Annotated in this window: 12 protein-coding genes; 8 read left to right on the top strand and 4 right to left on the bottom strand. The window is 75.2% G+C overall.

Annotated features, from left to right (window positions below):
- Positions 1–10: 10 nt before the first annotated feature.
- On the bottom strand, positions 11–2,272 hold the full coding sequence (glgX, locus tag ACFTZA_RS15240) for a glycogen debranching protein GlgX (protein ID WP_378196644.1): 2,262 nt from the start codon (positions 2,270–2,272) through the stop codon (positions 11–13).
- Between the two features lie 154 nt (positions 2,273–2,426).
- Between glgX and ACFTZA_RS15235 the strand changes: the two genes are divergently transcribed.
- The 3 genes from ACFTZA_RS15235 (at position 2,427) to ACFTZA_RS15225 (ending at position 6,576) form a co-directional block, all read left to right on the top strand.
- Positions 2,427–3,242: an electron transfer flavoprotein subunit beta/FixA family protein gene (locus ACFTZA_RS15235; RefSeq protein WP_378196641.1), complete on the top strand. Its 816-nt coding sequence runs from the start codon at positions 2,427–2,429 to the stop codon at positions 3,240–3,242.
- Between the two features lie 18 nt (positions 3,243–3,260).
- Positions 3,261–4,298, top strand: a complete 1,038-nt coding sequence (locus ACFTZA_RS15230) for an electron transfer flavoprotein subunit alpha/FixB family protein (RefSeq protein WP_378196673.1) — start codon at positions 3,261–3,263, stop codon at positions 4,296–4,298.
- 139 nt (positions 4,299–4,437) lie between these two features.
- On the top strand, positions 4,438–6,576 hold the full coding sequence (locus ACFTZA_RS15225; RefSeq protein WP_378196638.1) for a PhoX family protein: 2,139 nt from the start codon (positions 4,438–4,440) through the stop codon (positions 6,574–6,576).
- A 51-nt stretch (positions 6,577–6,627) separates the two neighbouring features.
- On the opposite strand, the gene ACFTZA_RS15220 is transcribed toward ACFTZA_RS15225, so the two are convergent.
- Complete coding sequence (locus ACFTZA_RS15220; protein ID WP_378196635.1) at positions 6,628–7,677, bottom strand: phosphotransferase family protein; 1,050 nt, start codon at positions 7,675–7,677, stop codon at positions 6,628–6,630.
- 219 nt (positions 7,678–7,896) lie between these two features.
- On the opposite strand from ACFTZA_RS15220, the gene ACFTZA_RS15215 reads away from it, so the two are divergent.
- Positions 7,897–9,207, top strand: coding sequence for a cysteine desulfurase family protein (locus ACFTZA_RS15215; protein ID WP_378196632.1), 1,311 nt, complete (start codon positions 7,897–7,899; stop codon positions 9,205–9,207).
- Positions 9,204–10,379, top strand: coding sequence for a tRNA 2-thiouridine(34) synthase MnmA (gene mnmA / locus ACFTZA_RS15210; RefSeq protein ID WP_378196629.1), 1,176 nt, complete (start codon positions 9,204–9,206; stop codon positions 10,377–10,379). The genes ACFTZA_RS15215 and mnmA overlap by 4 nt, the downstream gene beginning before the upstream one ends.
- Here the strand turns inward: mnmA and ACFTZA_RS15205 are convergent.
- Positions 10,361–10,789, bottom strand: coding sequence for an ester cyclase (locus ACFTZA_RS15205; protein ID WP_378196626.1), 429 nt, complete (start codon positions 10,787–10,789; stop codon positions 10,361–10,363). The two genes, mnmA and ACFTZA_RS15205, sit on opposite strands and share 19 nt — an antisense overlap.
- 155 nt (positions 10,790–10,944) lie before the next feature.
- On the opposite strand from ACFTZA_RS15205, the gene ACFTZA_RS15200 reads away from it, so the two are divergent.
- The 3 genes from ACFTZA_RS15200 (at position 10,945) to ACFTZA_RS15190 (ending at position 15,327) form a co-directional block, all read left to right on the top strand.
- Positions 10,945–11,997: a hypothetical protein gene (locus ACFTZA_RS15200; protein ID WP_378196623.1), complete on the top strand. Its 1,053-nt coding sequence runs from the start codon at positions 10,945–10,947 to the stop codon at positions 11,995–11,997.
- A 109-nt stretch (positions 11,998–12,106) separates the two neighbouring features.
- On the top strand, positions 12,107–12,853 hold the full coding sequence (locus ACFTZA_RS15195) for an HAD family hydrolase (RefSeq protein ID WP_378196620.1): 747 nt from the start codon (positions 12,107–12,109) through the stop codon (positions 12,851–12,853).
- Positions 12,850–15,327, top strand: a complete 2,478-nt coding sequence (locus ACFTZA_RS15190; RefSeq protein WP_378196617.1) for a glycoside hydrolase family 65 protein — start codon at positions 12,850–12,852, stop codon at positions 15,325–15,327. Before ACFTZA_RS15195 ends, ACFTZA_RS15190 begins: the two co-directional genes overlap by 4 nt.
- 171 nt (positions 15,328–15,498) lie before the next feature.
- Here ACFTZA_RS15190 and ACFTZA_RS15185 read toward each other — a convergent pair whose 3' ends face one another.
- Entirely contained in the window at positions 15,499–17,661 is a 2,163-nt protein-coding gene (locus ACFTZA_RS15185) for a prolyl oligopeptidase family protein (protein ID WP_378196614.1), read from the bottom strand.
- Positions 17,662–17,826 lie beyond the last annotated feature (165 nt).

Genomic DNA, 17,826 nt, shown 5'->3' with positions numbered 1-17,826 from the left:
GGGGCCGGGCCTACGAGGTCGTGGTCGGGGAGACGTACACGCGCAGGCTCAGCGGCTCGAGCGCGGCGACGTCCCCCGGACGCCCGAGCCCGTCGCCGTCCGCCTCGACGTGCTCGCCCGGGTGCTCCCACGTGGAGTCCCACGCGAGGGCCCACTCCTCGGCGCCCTCCCCGGCGGCGGCCCGCAGACCGGGCAGCGTGACGTCGACCGGGTCGAGTCCGCCGGCGAGGACGACCAGCACGTCGCGCGCACCGGCGACGGGCGCGGTGCGCAGCATCTGGAGGGTGCGCACCCGGGGGTCGTGCCAGGCCGCGTGGTCCAGCGGTCCGGCGTCGACGTCGAACCAGGCGAGGTCCGGGACGCCGTCCGGCGCGCCGGGGCGGGGTCGCCCGGTGAAGAAGGTGTCGGGGCGCAGGGCGGCGTGCTCGCGCCGGAGGCCGAGCAGGTACCGGGCCGTCGCGAGCAGGTCCTTGCGCCACGGCGACAGGTCCCACGACACCCACGACGTCTCGTCGTCGGCCACGTACGCGTTGTTGTTCCCGCGCTGGGTGCGGCCCATCTCGTCGCCCGCGGTGAGCATCGGCGTGCCCGCGGACAGCAGGAGCGTGGCCAGCACGTTGCGGATCGAGCGCCGACGCAGCGGCGCGATCTCCGCACCGGGTGGCTCCGCCGGCCCCTCGAGGCCGTGGTTCCACGACCGGTTGTCGTCCGTGCCGTCCCGGTTCTGCTCGCCGTTGGCGAGGTTGTGCTTGTGCTCGTACGCGACGAGGTCGGCGAGCGTGAAGCCGTCGTGCGCGGTCACGTAGCTCACCGACGCGACGGGGCCGCGCAGGAGCGGCGGGTCGCTGTGGCCGAACAGGTCCGCCGACCCGGCGAGCCGCGTCGCGAGGTCGCGCACGCCGTGCCCGGAGCGGCCGTGCGCCGCCTCCCGCGCGTCGGCGAGCCAGAACTGGCGCACCGCGTCGCGGAACCGGTCGTTCCACTCCGCGAACGGCGGCGGGAACTGCCCCGTGCGCCACCCGCCGGGCCCGACGTCCCACGGCTCGGCGACGAGCTTGAGGCCGCACAGCACCGGGTCGGTCTGCAGCGCGACGAGGAACGGGTGGTGCGCGTCGAACCCGTCGGCCCCGCGACCGAGCGTCACGGCGAGGTCGAAGCGGAACCCGTCGACGCCGACGACCTGCGCCCAGTACCGCAGCGAGTCGAGGGCCGCGCGGATCACGGCCGGGCGGCGGAAGTCGAGCGTGTTGCCCGTCCCGGTGACGTCCGCGAGCCGTGCCGGGGAGCCGCCGTCGTGCAGGTAGTACAGCGGGTTGTCGAGGCCGCGCCACGACAGGTGGTACCCGTCGGCACCGCCCTCGCACGTGTGGTTGTGCACGACGTCGAGCAGCACCTCGATGCCGGCCTCGTGCAGCAGGTGGACCATGCCGCGCACCTCGTCGAGCACGGCCTCGGGGCCGGCCTCCTGGGCCGCCCGGGTGGCGTACGCGGCGTGCGGCGCGAAGAACCCGAGCGTCGAGTAGCCCCAGTAGTTGGTGCGCCCGCTGCCCAGCAGGTGCGGCTCGGGCACGTTGGCGTGCACCGGGAGCAGCTCGAGCGTCGTCACGCCGAGGGAGCGCAGGTGCTCGATCGTCGTCGGGTGCGCGACGCCGGCGTACGTGCCCCGCAGGTGCTCGGGCAGCGCCTCGAGCCGCTGCGTGAGGCCGCGCACGTGCGCCTCGTACACGACCGTCCGCGACCACGGCACGCGCGGACGGGGCGCGAGCGGACCGGTGGGCTCGGGCACCACGACCGAGTGCGGCACGAACGGCAGCGAGTCGCGCTCGTCGGGCGGGCCGTACGCGTCGGTCCCGGCGTGGCCGCGGATCGCCGGGTCGTCGACCAGCTCGCCCACGAGCCCGCGCGCGTACGGGTCCACGAGGAGCTTCGCGGGGTTGTGCCGCAGCCCGGCCGCCGGGTCCCACGGGCCGTGGACGCGGAACCCGTACCGCTGCCCGGCGCGCACGCCCGGCACGTGCGCGCGCCACACGCCGTACGCCGGTCCGGACAGCGCGACGCGGCGCTCGCGGAAGCGTGCCGCTCCTTCGCCCTCGACGACGTCGACCAGGCACAGCTCGACGGCGGTCGCGTGCGACGCGAGCGCCGCGACGTCGACGCCGTCGCCCGCGAGGTGGACGCCGAGGCGTGGCTGGGGCGCGTGCCGGTCGGTCTCGTGGGCGTCGGCGGCCGCGACGGCCGCGGGACGGTGCGGGGGTACGGGAGGAGCGTGCACGCCACCATTGTGGCCGGAGTCACCGACCTGGTCGCGCACCCGCCGGTACGCTGCCCTGAGCGGGCCCGGTGCGCCGCACCTCCGACCACCCGGTCCACCGCCCACGTCATCGCCCACGTATCGTCCACCGACCGCCAGCAAGGGAGCGAGCCCGATGCGGATCGTCGTCGCCGTCAAGTACGTCCCGGACATCCACGCCGACCGGGGCTTCGAGGGCGGACGGGTGGTCCGTCGGCCCGACGAGGGGACGCTCAACGAGCTGGACGAGAACGCCGTCGAGGCGGCGCTGCGACTCGTGGAGTCGCTCCCCGAGGACGAGCGGGCGGCCAGCGAGGTCGTCGTGGTCACGGTCGCCGGCCCCGACGCCGACGCCGCGGTGAAGAAGGCGTTCCAGCTCGGCGTCGACCGCGGGGTCCGCGTGAGCGACGACGCGATCGCCGGCTCCGACTACTTCGGCACGGCGCGCGTGCTCGCGGCCGCCGTGCGCCGCCTCGCCGAGGAGGCTCCCGTGGACCTCGTCGTCACGGGCATGGCGGCGCTCGACGGGCTCGGCTCCGTCGTCCCCGCTCTGCTGTCCGCCGAGCTCGGGCTGCCGCAGCTCACGCTCGCGGGCCGGGTGGAGCTCACGGGCGAGGCCGGCGCCCGCGGCGCACGGGTCACGCGCGAGCTCGACGGCGTCGACGAGGTGCTCGAGGCGCCGCTGCCCGCGGTGGTCAGCGTGACCGACCACGCCAACGACCCCCGCTTCCCCAACTTCAAGCTCATCATGGCGGCGCGCTCCAAGCCGGTGGAGGCGTGGAGCCTCGCCGACCTGGACGTCGACGCCGCACAGGTCGGCGACGCGGGCGCGCGCACCCGCGTGCTCGCCGCGTCGCCGCACCCGCCCCGCCCGGAGGCCGAGATCGTCGTCGACAAGGGCGAGGGCGGGCGCGCGCTCGCCGACTACCTCATCCGCAACGACCTGGTCTGAGAGGACGCGACCGTGACCGTGACCCCCGAGACGAGCCCCGGGACGACCCCCGAGGGCACCGGCAACCGGACCGTCCTCGTCCTGCTCGACACGCCCGGCACCGAGCTGCGCTCGCCCGTGCTCGAGCTCCTCACCCTCGCGCGCCGCGTCGGACGCGTCGAGGCCGTGGCGCTCGAGGCGCCGAGCCTCGAGGTGCTCGCCCAGCTCGGCGCGCACGGCGTCGAGACGGTGCGCCAGGCCGAGCTGTCCGCCGACGGGCACGCCCCGTCCGCGGACGTCGCGCACCTGACGCCCGTCGTCGCCGAGGCGCTCGCCGCGGCGGCGCGCGCCTGCGACGCCGACGCCGTCCTGCTCACCTCGTCGTTCCCGAACAAGGAGGCCGCCGCGCGCCTGGCCTTCCTCACGGGCGCGGGCCTCGTCGTCGACGCGTCCGACCTGGGCGACGACGGCACGCACCTCGTCGCGGACAAGCGCGTCTTCGCCGGGTCGTGGGACGTGCGGAGCGCCGTGACGACGGACCTCGCCGTGCTCACGGTCCGCGCGAACGCCGTCGTGCCGGAGCCCGCGCCGGAGGCGGTCGCGACCGAGGTCGTCGGCTTCGGCGTCACGGTGCCGGCCGCCGCGACCGCGGCCCGGGTCGTGTCGCGCACGACGCACGAGACGTCCGGCAGCGGTCGCCCGGCCCTGGGCGAGGCCTCGGTCGTGGTCACGGGCGGTCGCGGGACGAACGGCGACTTCGCCCCCGTCGTGGAGCTCGCCGACGCGCTCGGCGCCGCCGTCGGGGCGACCCGCGACGCCGTCTACGAGGGCTGGCACGACCAGTTCGTCGGGCAGACGGGCGTGACGGTCGCGCCGCGGCTGTACATCGGGGCGGGCGTCTCGGGCGCGCCGCACCACCGGGGCGGCATGCAGGCGGCGCAGGTCGTCGTGGCGGTGAACAACGACCCGGAGTGCCCGCTGTTCGAGATCTCGGACTTCGCCGTCGTCGGTGACCTCGCCGAGGTGCTGCCGCAGGCCGCGGAGGCGATCCGCGAGCACAAGGCCTCCCGCGGCTAGCCGGAGGACGTCCGCTCCTGGCGGGCGCACAGAGTTCACCCGCTCGTCGCCCTGCGGCAGGGGCGGCGTCATCGAGCGTTCCTAGCGTCTGGTCGACTCCTCGACAGCGAGGAGGCCCCCCAGCCTCGTGGAGAACCCGATGACGATCACTCCCGCCCCCGAGCAGCGGTCGCTGCTGCCCCTCACGCCGCACGCGCGCGGCAAGCGCAGCCCGGTGACGTGCCGGCTCAAGTGCGCCGACGCGTGCTCGCACGCCGTGCCGAACACGAGCGAGAACGAGTACTTCCGCGACGTCGCCGGCCGTGCGCTCTCGCGCCGCGCCCTGCTCGGCGGGCTCGCCGTGGGTGCGGCGGCCGTCGTCGTCGGGGCGCAGGCCGTCGCGGCGCCGCCGGCGGCCGCGGAGGGCGCGCTCGCGGCCGGCCGCGGGCACGGCCACGGCGGCCGCCCGGCCCGCGGCCTCGCCTTCGGCCCGATCGCGCCGCAGGCGGGGGTCACCGACGCCGTCGTGGTGCCCGACGGGTACGCCTGGCGCCCGATCATCCGGTGGGGCGACCCGATCCTGCCGGGCGGGGCGGACTTCGACGTCGCGCGCCAGACGCCCGAGCAGCAGGCGCTGCAGTTCGGGTACAACAACGACTACCTGGACATCCTCCCGCTCGAGCGCTCGCACCACCTCGCGAACTGCCGCACCCCCGGGCGCGGGCCCGGCCGCGGCACGCGCGGGCTGCTCGTGACGAACCACGAGTACACGAACCCGGCCATCATGTTCGACGACTCCTACGACGCGGCGACGCGTCGCGCCATCGAGCGGGCCGCGCACGGCATGTCGGTCGTCGAGGTGCGCCGGCGCCGCACGGGCGAGCCGTGGGACTACGAGCGCCGCAGCCGGTTCAACCGCCGCGTGCACCTCGGCACCGAGTTCCGGATGACCGGGCCCGCCGCGGGCTCGGACCTCCTGCGGACCGTCGCCGACCCCTCGGGCACGCGCGTGCTCGGCACGCTCAACAACTGCGCGGGAGGCACGACCCCGTGGGGGACCGTGCTGTCCGGCGAGGAGAACTTCCACGGCTACTTCCGCACGTCGGGCCAGGGCGACGACGCGCGGTACGGCCTGCGCGACGCCCCGACGGGCTACGGCTGGGAGCTCGACGACCCGCGCTTCGACGCCCGCAACCCCGGGTACGAGAACGAGCCGCACCGCTTCGGGTGGGTCGTCGAGATCGACCCGTACGCGCCGGACGAGGCGCCGGTGAAGCACACGGCGCTGGGCCGGTTCAAGCACGAGGGCGCGAACGTCATCCTGTCGCGGCGCGGCCACGCGGTCGCGTACATGGGCGACGACGAGCGCTTCGACTACGTCTACAAGTTCGTCTCGTCGCGCACGATGCGGCAGGGGAACAGCCCGTGGGCGCGCCGGCACAACAAGCAGCTGCTCACCGAGGGCTCGCTGTACGTGGCGCGCTTCCACGGCGACTCGCCGGCCGGCGAGATCGACGGCTCGGGCCGGCTGCCGTCCGACGGCGCGTTCGACGGCCGCGGCGAGTGGGTCCCGCTCGTCGTCGACGGCCGCAGCGCGGTCGAGGGCATGTCCGTCGAGGAGGTCCTCGTCCGCACGCGCGTCGCGGCCGACAGGGTGGGCGCCACCAAGATGGACCGCCCCGAGGACGTCGAGCCCAACCCGGTGACCGGCCGCGTCTACGTCGCCTGCACGAACAACACCGCGCGGGGCCCCGCCGGTGCGGAGGCGGCGACCGAGCCCAACCCCCGCAACACCAACCGTGACGGGCACGTCGTGGAGATCGTCGAGGACCGCGACGACGCCACGTCGCGCACGTTCTCCTGGAACCTGCTGCTCGTCGCGGGCGACCCGTCGACCAACGGCTCGACGTACTTCGCGGGCTACCCGCGGGACAAGGTCTCCCCGATCTCGTGCCCCGACAACCTCGCGTTCGACGCCGAGGGCAACCTGTGGATCTCCACGGACGGCCAGCCGAGCACGATCCAGAAGTGCGACGGGCTGTTCAAGGTGCCGCTGACGGGCCGTGAGCGTGGCCACGTGCAGCAGTTCCTCTCGGTCCCGCGCGACGCCGAGACGTGCGGCCCCGTCGTCGACTCGAGGGACCGCATGGTGTACGTCGCGGTCCAGCACCCGGGGGAGGACGGCACGTTCGCCAGCCAGAACTCCTACTTCCCGGACTACGTCACGCCGGGCGCACCGGTGCCGGCCGGCGCGTTCGCGGGCCCGCGGCCTTCCGTGGTCCAGGTCTGGCAGGACTGAGGCAGGAGCCCGACGGCGCCGGCCCCCGGGCGGGGGCCGGCGCCGTCGGGCTCAGCCGTCGCAGAGGCCGATCTGCTCGAGCCACGCCACGGCAGCGACCCCCTGGGCGCGCTGGGACGCCCGCAGGCGCGACTGGCCCGCGGGGGCGGGCCGGCGCGCAGAGCTCAGGTAGTACCCGGCGATCCCCGCGACGACGGCCCGCACGTCGGCCGGGTGCACGTCCCGGCCGAGCGGGTGGGCGTCGAACGTCGCGGCGGCCCACGCGCCCCCGCGGGCGCGGCGCGCGGCGTCCGCGGCGACCGGAACCGGCTCGACGACGTCCGTGACGCCCTGCACCACGACGCCGGGCAGGAACGTCGCCAGGTCGAGCCACGGGGCGCCGCGCGAGGCGTGGGCCCAGTCGACGAGGTGGACGGACGACGGCGTGAGCACGATCGTGTCGGCGCGCACGTCGCCGTGGACGAACGCCTCGCCCTCGCACGCGACGAGCACCCCGCGCTCGGCGTCGACCAGCGCGTCCAGGTGGTGGGCCGCCCAGGGCACGAGGCGCTCGAGCTCCGGGTCCGGGTCGTCGCGCAGGGCCCGCCAGCCGGTCGAGAGGTCCGCGAGCTCGGGGCCGGCCGGCGTCAGCCGTGCCTCGCGTGCACCCGGCAGCGACGCCACGGTCCGGAGCGCGGCGAGGACGCGGTCCAGCTCGTCGGGGTCCCACGGGGTGGCGGGCAGGCGGCCGTCGAGCGCCTCGAACGCGAGCATGCCCCAGTCCTCGTCGCGCAGCGCCCAGGCGAGCCGCGGCGCCGGCATGCCGCGCGGCAGGTGACGGGCCACGTACACCTCGGCGCGGTAGCGGCCGATGACGGCGGGACCGTCGCTCACCCGCGTCGCCTTGACGAAGTACCGCGCGCCGTCCTCCAGCTCGAGGAGGGACGTGACCTCCGAGGCCGACGACGCCGGGAAGGACGTCTCGGCGACGACGCGCGCGCCCGCCGTGGCCTCGATCTCGGCGCGGACCGTGGACGGCAGGTCGCTCCAGCGCAGCCGGCCGGGGCGCGCGGACGGGACGTCGTCGGCCTCCCCGACGACGGTCGAGAGCTCGTCGGACATGGTGGTGGTGGTTCCCTCGATCAGTGGGTTCGGCGTGACGCCCCCGCCACGGCCGGGTGCACGACGGTCTGGCGTCGCGGCTGCCGCGGCTCCCGTCCGTGCCCACCGGGTCCCGGCCGGGCACAGACCATGACAAGGTAGCGCGTCCACGGCGGATGTCCAGCACCGCCCGGACCGCTCGGCACGCGCCCCGCCGACGGCTCCGTAGACTGGGTGACCGTGACCCAGCCATCCGGCCCGTCGCGCCGCGCGACGAGCGGGCCACGGCCCGCACCGCGCGTCGCGTACCTCGACCACGCCGCGACGACTCCGCTCTCGGGCGCCGCCCGCGACGCCCTCGTCGACGAGCTCTCGCGCACCGGAAACCCGTCCTCGCTGCACGCGGCGGGCCGGGCCGCCCGGCGCACGGTCGAGGAGGCGCGCGAGGCCGTCGCGCACGCGCTCGGGGCGCGACCCAGCGAGGTGGTGCTCACCGCGGGCGGCACGGAGGCGGACAACCTGGCGGTCAAGGGCCTGTTCTGGGGGCGCCGCACCACGGACCAGCGCCGTCGCCGCATCGTCGTCTCCGCGGTCGAGCACCACGCCGTCCTCGACCCGGCGTTCTGGATGGCCGAGCACACCGGTGCCGAGATCGTCCTGCTCCCCGTCGACGCCGACGGCCGGGTCGACCTCGACGCGCTGCGCGCCGAGCTCGCGGAGCACGCGGCGGAGATCGCGCTCATCTCCGTGATGTGGGCGAACAACGAGGTCGGCACGCTGCAGCCGGTGCAGGAGGTCGTGCAGCTCGCGCGCCCCCACGGCATCCCGGTGCACTCCGACGCCGTGCAGGCCGTGGGACAGGTCCCCGTGGACTTCGCCGCGAGCGGCCTCGACGCCATGACGGTCTCCGGGCACAAGCTCGGCGGGCCCGTGGGCGTGGGCGCCCTCGTCGCCCGGCGCGACGCCCCGCTGACGCCGGTGCTGCACGGCGGCGGCCAGGAGCGCGGGGTGCGCTCCGGCACGCTCGACGTGCCCGCGATCCGGGCGTTCGGCGTCGCCGTGGCGGACGCCGTCGCGCACCGCGAGGAGCGGGCGCGCCACCTCGCCGCGCTCCGCGACGAGCTCGTCGCGGGCGTTCGGCGCCTCGTCCCCGACGCGGTCCTGAGCGGGCCCGAGCCCGCCGGCGGGTCGGGCGACGACACCGACGAGCGGCCGGCACGCCTGCCGGCCAACGCGCACTTCACGTTCCCCGGCGCGGAGGGGGACTCGCTGCTCTACCTGCTCGACTCCGCGGGGGTCCAGGCGTCCACCGGCTCCGCGTGCCAGGCCGGCGTGCCGCAGCCGTCGCACGTGCTGCTGGCCATGGGCGTGCCCGAGCCGGCCGCACGGGGCGCGCTCCGGTTCTCGCTCGGCGTCACGTCCACGCCCGACGACGTCGCCCACCTCCTCGATGCGCTCCCCGCGGCCGTGGACCGCGCCCGGGCGGCGGGGCTCGCGTCGGCCGGCGCGTCGCGCGCCGTCGCGGCGGGCACGGCGGGAGGTGCCGCATGAGGGTCCTGGCCGCCATGTCCGGCGGGGTCGACTCCGCGGTCGCCGCGGCGCTCGCCGTCGAGGCCGGGCACGACGTCGTGGGCGTGCACATGGCCCTGTCGCGCAACCGCGACCAGTTCCGCACCGGGTCGCGCGGGTGCTGCTCGATCGAGGACGCGGGCGACGCGCGGCGTGCGGCCGACGTGCTCGGCATCCCCTACTACGTGTGGGACCTGTCCGAGCGCTTCGAGGACACCGTCGTCGCCGACTTCCTCGCCGAGTACGAGGCGGGGCGCACGCCGAACCCGTGCGTGCGCTGCAACGAGCACATCAAGTTCGAGGCGCTGCTCGACAAGGCCACCGCGCTCGGCTTCGACGCCGTGGCGACGGGCCACTACGCGCGCGTGGTCACGGGTGACGCCCGCGAGCTGCACCGTTCCCCGAACGCGGCGAAGGACCAGTCCTACGTCCTCGCCGTGATGGGGCCCGAGCGGCTCGCGCGCGCGATGTTCCCGCTCGGGGACTTCGCGTCGAAGGACGAGGTGCGGGTCGAGGCCGCCCGACGCGGCCTGTCCGTCTCGGCCAAGCCGGACTCCTACGACATCTGCTTCGTCGCGGACGGCGACACGCAGGGCTTCCTGCGAGAGCGCCTCGGGTCGCGGCCCGGCGAGATCGTCGACGCCGACGGCCGCGTGCTCGGCGAGCACGACGGCGCCTACGCGTACACCGTGGGCCAGCGCAAGGGCCTGCGCATCGACCGTCCGGCGCTCGACGGCCGCCCCCGCTACGTGCTCGACGTCCAGCCGGGCACGAACCGCGTCGTCGTCGGCGCCGCCGAGCTGCTCAGCGTCGACCGCGTCGAGGCCGGGGGAGCGGTGTGGTTCGACGGCGTCCTCGACGGTCCCGGGGCGCTCGCCCGGCCGGGGGAGGCGTTCGACGCGCAGGTGCAGGTCCGCGCCCACGGGTCCGCCGTGCCGGCGCGGGTGCGCGCGACGACCGGCCCGGGAGGTGCGGCGATGGAGGTCGAACTGACCGGCACCACGTTGCGCGGCGTCGCGGCCGGGCAGTCGCTCGTCGTCTACGCCGGGACCCGCGTGCTCGGCCAGGCCACCGTGGACCGCGCGTACCGTGCCCGCCCCGGCGGGGCCGGCGGTGCGCACGCCGCTCGCGCGGCTCAGCCGGCCGCGACGTGACCGGGCGCGTGCTCGAGCGCCCGGACCAGCGCGGCCTCGTCCCGCACGCACCAGTGCTCGGCCTCGCGCCCGTCCGCGAAGCGCAGCACGTGCATCTCGCGCACCCGGAAGCGGCGCCCCGTCGGCGCCACCCCCCGGTAGTAGCCCGTGTGGCGCGCGCTCAGCTCGAGGTGCAGCGCCACGAGGTCGCCCTCGGCGATCGCGTGCAGCACGTCGACCCGCTGGTCGGTGAACGCGTCGCAGTACCAGTGCATCGTCGCGAGCAGGCTCTCGGCGCCGCCGGCGCGACCGTGCACCGGGTCGTGGTCGTGGAAGCCGGGCGCGAGGAGCGCCGTCAGCGCCTGGGCGTGGTTGCCCGGCAGCGCCTGCGTGTGCACCGCGATCGCCACGGCCTTGTTGTCCGTCGTCATGTCGACCTCGTCCGTCCGCAGGGCGAGCCGTGCGGCCCCCGGGCCCCGGCGGGGCCCCGGCGCGGCTGCGTTCCCCGAGTTCCCCAGGAGAGAGGTGGCCGGTCCATGGTCCGTGACACGGGTGCGGCGGACGCCGCGGCGGGGCAGGACGCCCGATGACCGCGGTGAGCGGGCTCGGTCCGTGGCCGGGCGGCGAGGGCGCCGACGTCCTCGAGGCGCAGCTGACGGTCCTCGGCGACCTCGCCGCGCTGCCCACGGGCGTGCGGGGCGTGCCGTTCCTCGTGCAGCTGCCGGGGCGCGGCCCGGGCGCCGACACGACCGGGCGCGCCGCCGCGCTGCTGCCCGGCCTGCCCGTCGAGCTCGGGCCGCACGGGTGGAAGCTCGCCGACCACGCGGGCGCGGACGAGCGGCGGGCCGACGCGTTCCGGCGCGAGGACCTCGAGGCGCTCGCGATCGCGGCCGCCGGGTACGCCGGACCGCTCGCGCTCGCCGTCCGCGGACCCTGGACGCTGGCCGCCGAGCTCTACCTCGCCCGCGGGGACCGCGTGCTGTCCGACCGCGGCGCCGTGCGCGACCTCGTGGAGGCGCTCGCGGCGGGCGTCGCCGACCACGTCGCCGAGGTCCGTCGGCAGGTCCCGGGTGCGGACGTCGTCGTGCAGCTCGACGATCCGCTGCTCGCTCAGGTGGGCGCCGGTGTCCTGCCGACCTTCTCCGGCTACGCGCGCCTGCGCGCCGTGCCCGGTCCCGACCTCGTCGACGGCCTGCGCCCCGTGCTCGACGCGGTGCGCGGGGCGGGGGCGACGACGGTGGTGCACGTGGGCGCGGCCCGAGCGGGCGTGGCGCCGGCCGTGCTGGCGGGCGCCGACGCGGTCGGTCTCGCGCCGGGCGGCGGCTGGGACGAGCCGCTGTGGGAGACGGTCGCCCGGACCGTCGAGCGGGGCGTGGGGCTCTGGTTCGCCCTTCCGCCCGCACGGGTCTCGCAGTGCGCCGGCCCGGCGCTCGGGGAGCTCGCCGACCTCGTCGGCGTGCCCTGGCGCCGCATCGGCCTGCCCGCCGCAGGGCTCGACAACGTCACCCTGCTCGGCGCCCCGCGGGACGTCGGCGCAGGTCCTGGCCGCACGGTCGCCGGCGCGCCCGACGAGCACCGCGCGCTGCTCGCGAACCTCGGCCGCGTCGCGGAGGTGCTCGCCGAGCGCGCCCACGCCTGACGCGCTTTCTCCGTGCGCCCCGGCGTGCGTACGCTTGTCCCGGGTCACGAGCCGCTGCCGCGGGCAGCCTCGGGGTCCCCCTCGTCACCCCTCACCCAGCGAAGGACCCATGCCCGTGCTGCGAGCCGTGCTCTTCGACCTCGACGGCGTGCTCACGCCGACCGCCGCGCTGCACATGCGTGCCTGGGAGCGGCTGTTCGCTCCCTTCAGCACCGCGCGCGCCCTGGCCCCCTACACGGACGCGGACTACTTCGCGCACATCGACGGCAAGCCCCGCTACGACGGCGTCGCGACGTTCCTCGCGTCGCGCGGCGTCGAGCTGCCGTGGGGCGAGCCGTCCGACGCACCCGGGGAGGGCACGGTCTGCGCGCTGGGCAACCGCAAGGACGAGATCGTCAACCGCATGTTCGTCGAGGAGGGCATCGAGCCCTACCCGGGCTCGGTGCGCTTCCTCGACGCCGTGACGGCGGCGGGCGTCGCGGTCGCCGTCGTGTCGTCGTCGCGGAACACGCCGACCGTCCTCGAGGCGGCCGGTCTCGCCGCCCGGTTCGAGGTCGTCGTGGACGGCAACGTCGCGGCGCGCGAGCACATCGCCGGCAAGCCGGCCCCGGACACGTACCTGCGCGCCGCCGAGCTGCTCGGCGTGCCCGCTGCCGAGGCCGTGGTCGTGGAGGACGCGCTCTCCGGCGTGCAGGCCGGCGCGGCCGGCGACTTCGGGCTCGTGATCGGCGTCGACCGCGGCGTCGGCGCGGACGCCCTGCGCGAGCACGGCGCGGACGTCGTGGTGCCCGACCTCGGCGAGCTCGACCTGACCGTCCTCGACGGCGAGCGGCGTGACGAGGAGGTCGGCGCGTGATCGGCAGGACCGCCGACGAGAAGGGCACGGTCGACCGCTCGCGGTTCCCCGCGGACCCGTGGCGCCTCGTCGAGTCGCGCTTCTCCGCGGAGGACCTGGGGGTGACCGAGACGTTGTTCGCCGTGGCGAACGGCTACCTCGGCATGCGCGGGAACGTCGAGGAGGGGCGCGAGTCCCACACGCACGGCACGTTCATCAACGGCTTCCACGAGACGTGGCCCATCCGCCACGCCGAGGAGGCGTACGGCTTCGCACGCGTCGGCCAGACGATCGTCAACGTCCCCGACGCCAAGGTCATCCGGCTCTACGTCGACGACGAGCCGCTGCTGCTCCCCGTCGCCGACCTCGTGGAGTACGAGCGCGCCCTCGACCTGCGCGACGGCGTGCTGCGACGTGACCTCGTGTGGCGCACCCCGTCGGGCAAGCACGTGCGCGTGCGCTCCGAGCGCATGGTGTCGTTCGCCGAGCGCCACCTCGCCGTCATGACGTTCGAGGTCACGCTGCTGGACGCGTCGGCGCCGGTCGCCATCTCGTCGCAGATCCTCAACCGCCAGGACGGCCAGGACGAGTACCACGTCCGCGCCGCGTCGCTGGGCGAGGGCTTCGACCCGCGCAAGACGAACGAGTTCGCCGGGCGCGTGCTGCAGCCGCGCACGCAGTGGGGTGACGACGAGCGGCTCGTCCTGTCGTACCGGTGCCACAACTCCGGCATGACCCTCGCCGTGGCCGCCGACGACCACCTCGAGACCGAGAACGAGTGGGACGTGCGCACCCAGGTCGACGAGGACCTCGCGAAGCACGTCTTCCGCGTCCACGCGGAGCCGGGCGTCCCGATCCGTCTCACCAAGACGGTCGCGTACCACACGTCGCGCGGCGTGCCCTCGCGCGAGCTCGTCGACCGGTGCCGCCGCACCCTCGACCGCGCCCGTGACGGCGGGACGGCGGCCCAGCTCGCCGACCAGCGCGCCTGGCTCGACGACTTCTGGGCCCGCTCGGACGTCGAGGTCGGAGGCCAGCCGGAGATCCAGCAGGCCGTGCGCTGGAACCTCTTCCAGCTCGCGCAGGCCACCGCGCGGGCCGAGGGCAGCGGCGTGCCGGCGAAGGGCCTCACCGGATCGGGGTACAGCGGGCACTACTTCTGGGACACCGAGATCTACGTCCTGCCGTTCCTCACCTACACAAGCCCGCGCTACGCGCGCAACGCGCTGCGCTTCCGGTACCAGATGCTCGACGCCGCCCGACGCCGCGCCCGTGAGCTGTCGCAGAAGGGCGCGCTGTTCCCGTGGCGCACCATCAACGGCGAGGAGGCCTCCGCCTACTACGCCGCCGGCACCGCGCAGTACCACATCGACGCGGACGTGAGCTACGCGCTCGTGCAGTACGTGCGCGCCACGGACGACCGCGACTTCCTGCGCCGCGAGGGCGTCGACATCCTCGTCGAGACCGCCCGCATGTGGGAGGACCTGGGCTTCTGGCGCGCCAACGGCGACGACAACTTCCACATCCACGGCGTCACCGGGCCGGACGAGTACACGACGGTCGTCAACGACAACCTCTTCACCAACGTCATGGCGCGGTTCAACCTGCGCGCCGCGGCGTTCGTCGTCGAGCGGCTGCGCGAGGACTACCCGGACGACTACGCGGAGCTCGTGGAGCGGCTCGGCCTCGGCGTGTGCGAGCCCACGGAGTGGAAGCGCGCCGCGGACCACATGTCGATCCCGTTCGCCGAGGGCATCGGGATCCACCCGCAGGACTCCCACTTCCTCGAGCGCGAGCTCTGGGACCTCGCTCACACGCCCGCCGACAAGCGTCCGCTCTTGCTGCATTACCACCCGCTCGTCATCTATCGCTACCAGGTGCTCAAGCAGGCCGACGTCGTGCTCGCGCTCTTCCTCCAGGGCAACTACTTCACCCCGGAGGAGAAGCTCGCCGACTTCGAGTACTACGACCCGCTGACGACGGGCGACTCGACCCTCTCCGGCGTCGTCCAGTCGATCGTCGCGGCGGAGGTGGGCTACCACGAGCTCGCGCTCGAGTACTTCGTCTCCTCGCTCTTCGTCGACCTCGCGAACCTCCACGCGAACGCGTCCGACGGCGTGCACGTCGCCTCCGCGGGCGGCACGTGGTCGGCGCTCGCGTGCGGCTTCGGCGGCATGCGCGACTACAACGGCGAGCTGACGTTCGACCCGCGCCTGCCCCAGGGGTGGGAGTCGCTGACGTACCGGGTCACGTGGAAGGGCACGCGGCTGCGCGTCACCGTGCTGCCCGACGCCTTCGAGATCGAGGCGGAGACCGGCGAGGGCACGCAGGTCGGTGTGCGCGGGGAGCAGGTGAAGGTCGTGCCCGGCGAGGTGACGCGGGTCGCGCTCGACGGCCAGGGCCCCGTCAAGCCAGGCCGCCCGAGCCTGCGCGCGCTCTCGGGCAACCGTCGCGAGGACGGCACGCTCATCACCGCGACGGTCCCGCACTCCTGAGGGGCGGCGGCGCTCGGCCGTCGGTGGAGCGTCGTCGTCACGAGGGTCCAGGGCGCCGTGCGGGCGCGGGTCTACCATCCGCCCGCTCGTGCCTCGCGGGCTCCCGCCAGACCCGCCACGACCCGCGCCCGCACGCCGCCCCGTCCCCACGACAGGGCGGCGTCGCCGTGCTCAGGCGAGGCGCTCGGCCAGGAAGCGCCAGTGCACCGCCGCCATGTGGGCGGCCTGGGCGTTGTTGGCCGCGCCGCCGTGGCCGCCCTCGATGTTCTCGTAGTACGTGACGTCCTTGCCGGCCTGGAGCATGAGCGCGGCGAGCTTGCGCGCGTGGCCCGGGTGGACGCGGTCGTCCTTCGTCGACGTCGTGAACAGCACCGGCGGGTAGTCGCGGTCGGCGTCGAACAGGTGGTACGGCGAGAACGTGCGGAGGAACTCCCACTGGTCGGGGTCGTCCGGGTCGCCGTACTCCGCGGCCCACGAGGCGCCCGCGAGGAGCTTGGTGTACCGCTTCATGTCGAGCAGCGGGACGCCGACGATGACGGCGGCGAACAGCTCGGGGTACTGCGTGAGCATGTTGCCGGCGAGCAGGCCGCCGTTGGAGCGGCCCTCCATGCCGAGGTGCTCGTGCGTCGTGATGCCTCGGGCGACGAGGTCGCGCGCCACGGCCGCGAAGTCCTCGTAGGCGCGGTGCCGGTCGGCCTTGAGCGCGGCCTGGTGCCACGCGGGGCCGTACTCGCCGCCGCCGCGGATGTTCGCCACGACGTACACGCCGCCCTGGGAGAGCCAGGCTCGGCCGAGCGCCCCCGAGTAGCCGGGCGTGAGCGAGACCTCGAACCCGCCGTAGCCGTACAGGAGCGTCGGCGCCGTGCCGGTGCCGGTGCCCGAGACGAGGTCCGACCGTCCGACGACGAAGTACGGCACGCGCGTGCCGTCGTCGGACACGGCGAAGTGCTGGGCGGTCGTCATGCCGGACGCGTCGAAGAACGCGGGGTTCGCCTTGAGCGCCTCGGGCGCGCTCGCCTCGCCCGGCTGCGCGCCGAGCTCGACGAGGGAGAGCGTCGTGGGCGTGAGGTAGTCGGTCGTGACGAGCCACAGGTCGTCGGACTCGACGGGGTCGACGGCGCTGACGCCGATCGTGCCGAGCTCGGGCAGGCCGGGGATCTCGCCGCGCACCCACGGGGCGTCGCTCGCGCTCGCGCCGGACGGCGGGGTGAGCACGTGCAGGCGGTTCTTGACGTCGTCGAGCACGTTGACCACGAGGTGGTGACGCGTCCACGTGGCGCCCGCGAGGGACGTGCGGGGGGTGGGCTCGAACAGCACGGTGAACCCGCGGTCGCCGGCGAGGAAGTCGTCGAACCGGGCGGCGAGGAGCGAGCCGGCGCGGTAGGTGGTGCCCGCGGCGTCGCCGACCGTCCAGTCCTCGCGCAGCTCGACGAGCATCCACTCGCGGCGCACGCCGACCTCGGCCGAGTCGGGCACGTCGATCTTCGTCAGCCGCTGCTCGGGCGTGCCGGGGTTCTCGGCGAGGTAGAGCTCGTCGGAGTAGAAGGCCTTGGAGCGGTGCACGAAGTCGCGCTCGAAGCCGGGAGTGTGGGTGCGCCAGGCGGAGATGTACATGTCCGCGTCGGTGCCCTCGAAGACCGTGACGGCGTCGGCGAGGGGCGTGCCGCGCCTCCACCGCTTGACGACGCGCGGGTAGCCCGACGGCGTGAGCGTGCCCGGCCCGAAGTCGGTGAAGACGTAGACCGTGTCGGCGTCGACCCACCCGAGCGACCCCTTGGCCTCGTCGCGGTGGAAGCCGCCGTCGGCAGGGTCCACGAACCGCTTCTCCACGAGGTCGAACTCGCGCGTGACGTCGGCGTCCGAGCCGCCGGGGGACAGCTCGACCAGCGCACGGCGCCACGGCTCGCCGGCCGCGAGCTCCTCGGGCGTGGGGCGCAGCACGCGCGCGCCGTGCCAGACCCAGCTCTGCCCCTCGGCAGCGCCGAGGGCGTCGAGGTCGAGAACGGTCTCCCACGCGGGCTCGGCGGTGCGGTACGACTCGAGCGTCGTGCGCCGCCACAGGCCGCGCTCGTGCCGGGCGTCGCGCCAGAAGTTGTAGAGGTGGTCGCCGATCCGGGACACCTCGGGGATCTTCGCGTCGGAGTCGAGGACCTCGCGCACGGCCGCCTCGGTGGCGGCGAACCCGTCGTGCGTCTCGAGCGTCGCGGCGACCTCGGCGTTGCGGGCACGGACCCACGCGAGAGCCTCGTCGCCCTCGACCTCCTCGAGCCACAGGTAGGGGTCGGTGTCGCTGGTCGCGGGCGTCAGGGCGTCCGTCACGTGCTCGGTCGTCATGGGGTCCCACCCTACGGGTCGCGCGGCGGCCGGGCCGGTGGCAGGGGGCGTCCCCGGGACCAAAGACCCTGATCCGGGCCGGACGGCACCAGGACCTGGCTCCTCGCCGATGGTTTGTGAAAGTATTCACAAGTAGACACCGCCGAAGGAGCCGGGGCATCCGGC

Source organism: Cellulosimicrobium sp. NPDC057127 (genome assembly GCF_042670945.1).
Lineage (GTDB): Bacteria > Actinomycetota > Actinomycetes > Actinomycetales > Cellulomonadaceae > Cellulosimicrobium.
The sequence above is the reverse complement of the archived record's forward strand: the minus strand, read 5'-3'. Positions and strand labels throughout refer to the sequence as shown.

What these genes read in the sequence shown, in the direction of transcription:
- ACFTZA_RS15235 (WP_378196641.1), top strand. Translation starts at nt 2,427, where the DNA reads ATGCGGATCGTCGTCGCCGTCAAGTACGTCCCGGACATCCACGCCGAC.
- ACFTZA_RS15225 (WP_378196638.1), top strand. Translation starts at nt 4,438, where the DNA reads ATGACGATCACTCCCGCCCCCGAGCAGCGGTCGCTGCTGCCCCTCACG.
- ACFTZA_RS15220 (WP_378196635.1), bottom strand. Translation starts at nt 7,677, where the DNA reads ATGTCCGACGAGCTCTCGACCGTCGTCGGGGAGGCCGACGACGTCCCG.
- mnmA (WP_378196629.1), top strand. Translation starts at nt 9,204, where the DNA reads ATGAGGGTCCTGGCCGCCATGTCCGGCGGGGTCGACTCCGCGGTCGCC.
- ACFTZA_RS15205 (WP_378196626.1), bottom strand. Translation starts at nt 10,789, where the DNA reads ATGACGACGGACAACAAGGCCGTGGCGATCGCGGTGCACACGCAGGCG.
- ACFTZA_RS15200 (WP_378196623.1), top strand. Translation starts at nt 10,945, where the DNA reads ATGACCGCGGTGAGCGGGCTCGGTCCGTGGCCGGGCGGCGAGGGCGCC.
- ACFTZA_RS15195 (WP_378196620.1), top strand. Translation starts at nt 12,107, where the DNA reads ATGCCCGTGCTGCGAGCCGTGCTCTTCGACCTCGACGGCGTGCTCACG.
- ACFTZA_RS15185 (WP_378196614.1), bottom strand. Translation starts at nt 17,661, where the DNA reads ATGACGACCGAGCACGTGACGGACGCCCTGACGCCCGCGACCAGCGAC.